8 protein-coding genes and 1 pseudogene are annotated in these 2,876 nt (G+C 37.3%); all 9 read right to left on the bottom strand.

Annotated features, from left to right (window positions below; genetic code table 11):
• Positions 1-257: hypothetical protein (locus LGZ99_RS23820; RefSeq protein ID WP_262979787.1), on the bottom strand; the 257-nt coding region annotated here is incomplete at its 3' end.
• The gene (locus LGZ99_RS23825) at positions 247-567 is read right to left on the bottom strand and encodes a phiTE_015 family protein (RefSeq protein ID WP_036841601.1); all 321 of its coding nucleotides are present in this window, start codon (positions 565-567) and stop codon (positions 247-249) included. The genes LGZ99_RS23825 and LGZ99_RS23820, both read right to left, overlap by 11 nt.
• On the bottom strand, positions 545-772 hold the full coding sequence (locus LGZ99_RS24965) for a Lar family restriction alleviation protein (RefSeq protein WP_021326259.1): 228 nt from the start codon (positions 770-772) through the stop codon (positions 545-547). Before LGZ99_RS24965 ends, LGZ99_RS23825 begins: the two co-directional genes overlap by 23 nt.
• A 37-nt stretch (positions 773-809) precedes the next feature.
• Positions 810-1,013 carry a hypothetical protein gene (locus tag LGZ99_RS23830; protein WP_021326260.1) on the bottom strand — a complete coding sequence of 68 codons (204 nt, stop codon included), beginning with the start codon at positions 1,011-1,013 and terminating at the stop codon, positions 810-812.
• Positions 1,010-1,105, bottom strand: a pseudogene (locus LGZ99_RS24970) (DUF551 domain-containing protein); the annotation flags it as partial. The pseudogene LGZ99_RS24970 and the gene LGZ99_RS23830, both read right to left, overlap by 4 nt.
• A gap of 82 nt (positions 1,106-1,187) precedes the next feature.
• Positions 1,188-1,448 carry a hypothetical protein gene (locus tag LGZ99_RS23835; RefSeq protein WP_036841599.1) on the bottom strand — a complete coding sequence of 87 codons (261 nt, stop codon included), beginning with the start codon at positions 1,446-1,448 and terminating at the stop codon, positions 1,188-1,190.
• A complete protein-coding gene (locus tag LGZ99_RS23840; protein WP_036841597.1) occupies positions 1,441-1,626 on the bottom strand; it encodes a hypothetical protein in 186 nt (61 codons plus the stop codon). Before LGZ99_RS23840 ends, LGZ99_RS23835 begins: the two co-directional genes overlap by 8 nt.
• Positions 1,616-2,278 carry a hypothetical protein gene (locus LGZ99_RS23845; RefSeq protein WP_262979788.1) on the bottom strand — a complete coding sequence of 221 codons (663 nt, stop codon included), beginning with the start codon at positions 2,276-2,278 and terminating at the stop codon, positions 1,616-1,618. Before LGZ99_RS23845 ends, LGZ99_RS23840 begins: the two co-directional genes overlap by 11 nt.
• Positions 2,279-2,368: 90 nt before the next feature.
• Positions 2,369-2,557 carry a hypothetical protein gene (locus tag LGZ99_RS23850; RefSeq protein WP_023044906.1) on the bottom strand — a complete coding sequence of 63 codons (189 nt, stop codon included), beginning with the start codon at positions 2,555-2,557 and terminating at the stop codon, positions 2,369-2,371.
• Between the last annotated feature and the right edge of the window lie 319 nt (positions 2,558-2,876).

Raw genomic sequence — 2,876 nt, forward strand, 5'->3', positions numbered from 1 at the left:
TTGTCGTTCCAGACGAGATCATCAATCAGAAAGTTCAGCTCAGCAGCAAGTACGGCTTCTAAATCTTTGGGCCAGTACTCATACGGAATATCGCTGTAATGAGAATCCTTGATGACCTTAAGTGTCACCAATACCATCTCCTCTGATGTCCTGCCAGCTTTTCTGTAACCGGCGTTCCAGACTGCATCTGTAATATCAGATGGATCACCCCATGCTGAGGCTATTACTTGGGTTAAGTGAAATGAGTTATTGATCATGACTTTCCTCCCTTATGTCCCTAAGAATTAGCTTTACTTTTACTCCCTGTGATTTCAGATGAGTGTCACAGTGAGCAATACCTCTGTTATATTCAATACCTAGTTCGTCATCATCATCACAATCAATATAATTTGGCAGTTCCACACGAACTTCACCCCGAGCTTTCCAGCCTGCCCACGCAAAATGCAATGCGTTGCCGTCACTGATGTAGTATTGGCATTCTTCCTGAAAGAAAGCTTTTTCTAACTCTTCCTCACCCCACGGATAAGTTTCTGTGAGCCATTTTTCAAATTGTTCTTTGTTTGTCATTATTCTTTCTCCTATTCCAGGCTCTGATTGCCATTTTATTTTGGCTTCGGATATCATCATTAATAAACTGGGCTGTTTGTGCATCACAATTGAAGCATCTGACGATTGATGATCTGTATGGGCAGTCATCTTCATATTGCCGAAATACTCCAACATCTTTGCTACCGCAAAATGGACACGGTAACAGTTCAATTTTATTTCCCATCGGTTGTACCCCTCATGGCTTTAAGTTGTGCACGTCATCAATGTTTATCATTATCGCCTTCCTCTCTCTGCTTTATTTCATGGCTCACCATTTGTGCGATATGTACGGCGGAACGAATGGTTTTATCGATCATGTCATCCAGTTCTGTGATAGTTATTCTTATATTGTTGCCGTGCTCTTCTTGGAGTAGGTACTTGGTTATTTCCCAAAAAGTGGCGGTATCCATTAGGCTTTTGCTCATTCCACTCCCTCCAGTTCGTTGTTTAGCTTCACCTCCTCTGGTGGCTCAGGTAATTCCATCCAATGGGTTACATTAGAGCTATATTGAATAGCAGATGTCGATACAGACCAGAGTTGTGTAAAACTTTGATGCTGTGATTTTCAGTATCTTTTTTAAATCTCTCTAATATTTCCATCACTCATTACCCTCTTTTTTAGTTGTAGAAAAACTTGGTTCCATCTCAAGACTAACAGTAAATATACCTAGAATTTTTCCATTAATATAAATTTCAAAGTCAATAGGCCAGTTTAATTCCCATCCACCATAATAGTCGAAATAATGTTCTGCGGCATCTTCCGCTATATATGATTTATAGTATTCATGCCACCATGATTCAAATTCATAAGCATCATTTGGATATTTATCGCCACTTATTATATATTCGTATTTATTCATTTTCATCCTCATCATTAGTATTAATTTCATCAAGTGAGCAAAAAATTCCGTCATCATCTGTGATTCCCAGCAAGCCGAAGAATTCAACTACTTCATAATAGTTTCCGATTGTGAATTTATATGCGTAGTCTGAAATCGGATTACAATATTGCAAAGTATCACCGACATTAATTAACATTTTTTATCTCCGGCGAGGCAGGATGAATAAATTCAGCCCATGCTAATACTTGGATATTTTTATCTAATTCTTCATAGTAATAAGCGTGATCAGGATGATTATATTCTAAACACCAACAGACACTATGAATCCAGTCATATACATCATTTTGCGCCACCCACCATGGAATATCATCATGCCACGACCAAATATGCCCCCCTGTTGGGCTCGGCTTGTTTTGATAAGTTAAAGTAGTAACATAACGTTTATATTCAACTTGTTGATAATGATATTGAGCCTTTCCATTCTCATCTAGATCACAATAATCAAAACGTTGAATCGTTCTCTCAACATATACCCAACATTTCATTTCTTCGCCAACTTTAATATCGGGATGCTCTGTGAAATTCCAATCTATATTAAGCATCGATTCAATTTTCTCTATTACTTGTCCCGGAGACCCCGTATCATTCTCTTCTTTAATTCCAGCAGCGCGAGCTATAGCACCTAACCCCGCGCACGATTCATAAAACATTTCTTTATATCTGTCACGTCCTTTTCGAAGAGATTTCAATTTATCAGCAATCTCATTTAAAATTAAATAATTGTCACAATTCGCAGTTCTTGCTAATTCTTGACATGCTGATATTAAAGATTCTGTATGTTTAGTCATGATAATCACCTTTGTTTTTCCTTAAGTTTGGCGTAAATCGGTTAGAGGTATTTACGCCAAATTAATGTGAATAATTAAATGTCATATTATTTAATGAAGGTAATGCTGTTCCCTATTAATTAACTCATTATCCATTGAACAGAGTAATTTATTCTTTAACTGAGCAATGAGCTGCTTTTCCTCATTTGCAATGTCCCGACTTTCTCCAGTTGTCCATTCGACTTGACATTTGTTTAAGTCTTCATCAAACGAGATAATGATTTCTAATCGTGCAGCCATAATTCACCTCACTTTTTCACAATAACACTTTGTTTAAAAACGTAATGTAACCAAAGAAAGAAATAACACCACCAGAAAACCCAAAACCGACAATCACAGATATTGTAAATATTACAAGACAATAATTAAGGAGGTTTTTCATTTCATCAACTCCCTGGCTTTCTCAAATACAGGTATGGCAGATTTAATTTTCATTGCTTACCCTCATTTTATAATAAATACAGTATTCGTAAGATTAATTGCTTTACCATCCTTCCGCCCAGCGCGGCAGCCGTGCTTTTCTTGAACAACGATTGGCATCAATAGCGCAACATTCCCG

Source organism: Photorhabdus temperata (assembly GCF_025384845.1).
GTDB classification, from domain to species: domain Bacteria; phylum Pseudomonadota; class Gammaproteobacteria; order Enterobacterales; family Enterobacteriaceae; genus Photorhabdus; species Photorhabdus temperata.

Excerpts from the sequence above, each read along its gene's own strand:
- LGZ99_RS23835 (WP_036841599.1), bottom strand. The coding sequence starts at position 1,448 with ATGAATAAATACGAATATATAATAAGTGGCGATAAATATCCAAATGAT.
- LGZ99_RS23830 (WP_021326260.1), bottom strand. The coding sequence starts at position 1,013 with ATGAGCAAAAGCCTAATGGATACCGCCACTTTTTGGGAAATAACCAAG.
- LGZ99_RS23845 (WP_262979788.1), bottom strand. The coding sequence starts at position 2,278 with ATGACTAAACATACAGAATCTTTAATATCAGCATGTCAAGAATTAGCA.
- LGZ99_RS23840 (WP_036841597.1), bottom strand. The coding sequence starts at position 1,626 with ATGTTAATTAATGTCGGTGATACTTTGCAATATTGTAATCCGATTTCA.
- LGZ99_RS23850 (WP_023044906.1), bottom strand. The coding sequence starts at position 2,557 with ATGGCTGCACGATTAGAAATCATTATCTCGTTTGATGAAGACTTAAAC.
- LGZ99_RS24965 (WP_021326259.1), bottom strand. The coding sequence starts at position 772 with ATGGGAAATAAAATTGAACTGTTACCGTGTCCATTTTGCGGTAGCAAA.
- LGZ99_RS23825 (WP_036841601.1), bottom strand. The coding sequence starts at position 567 with ATGACAAACAAAGAACAATTTGAAAAATGGCTCACAGAAACTTATCCG.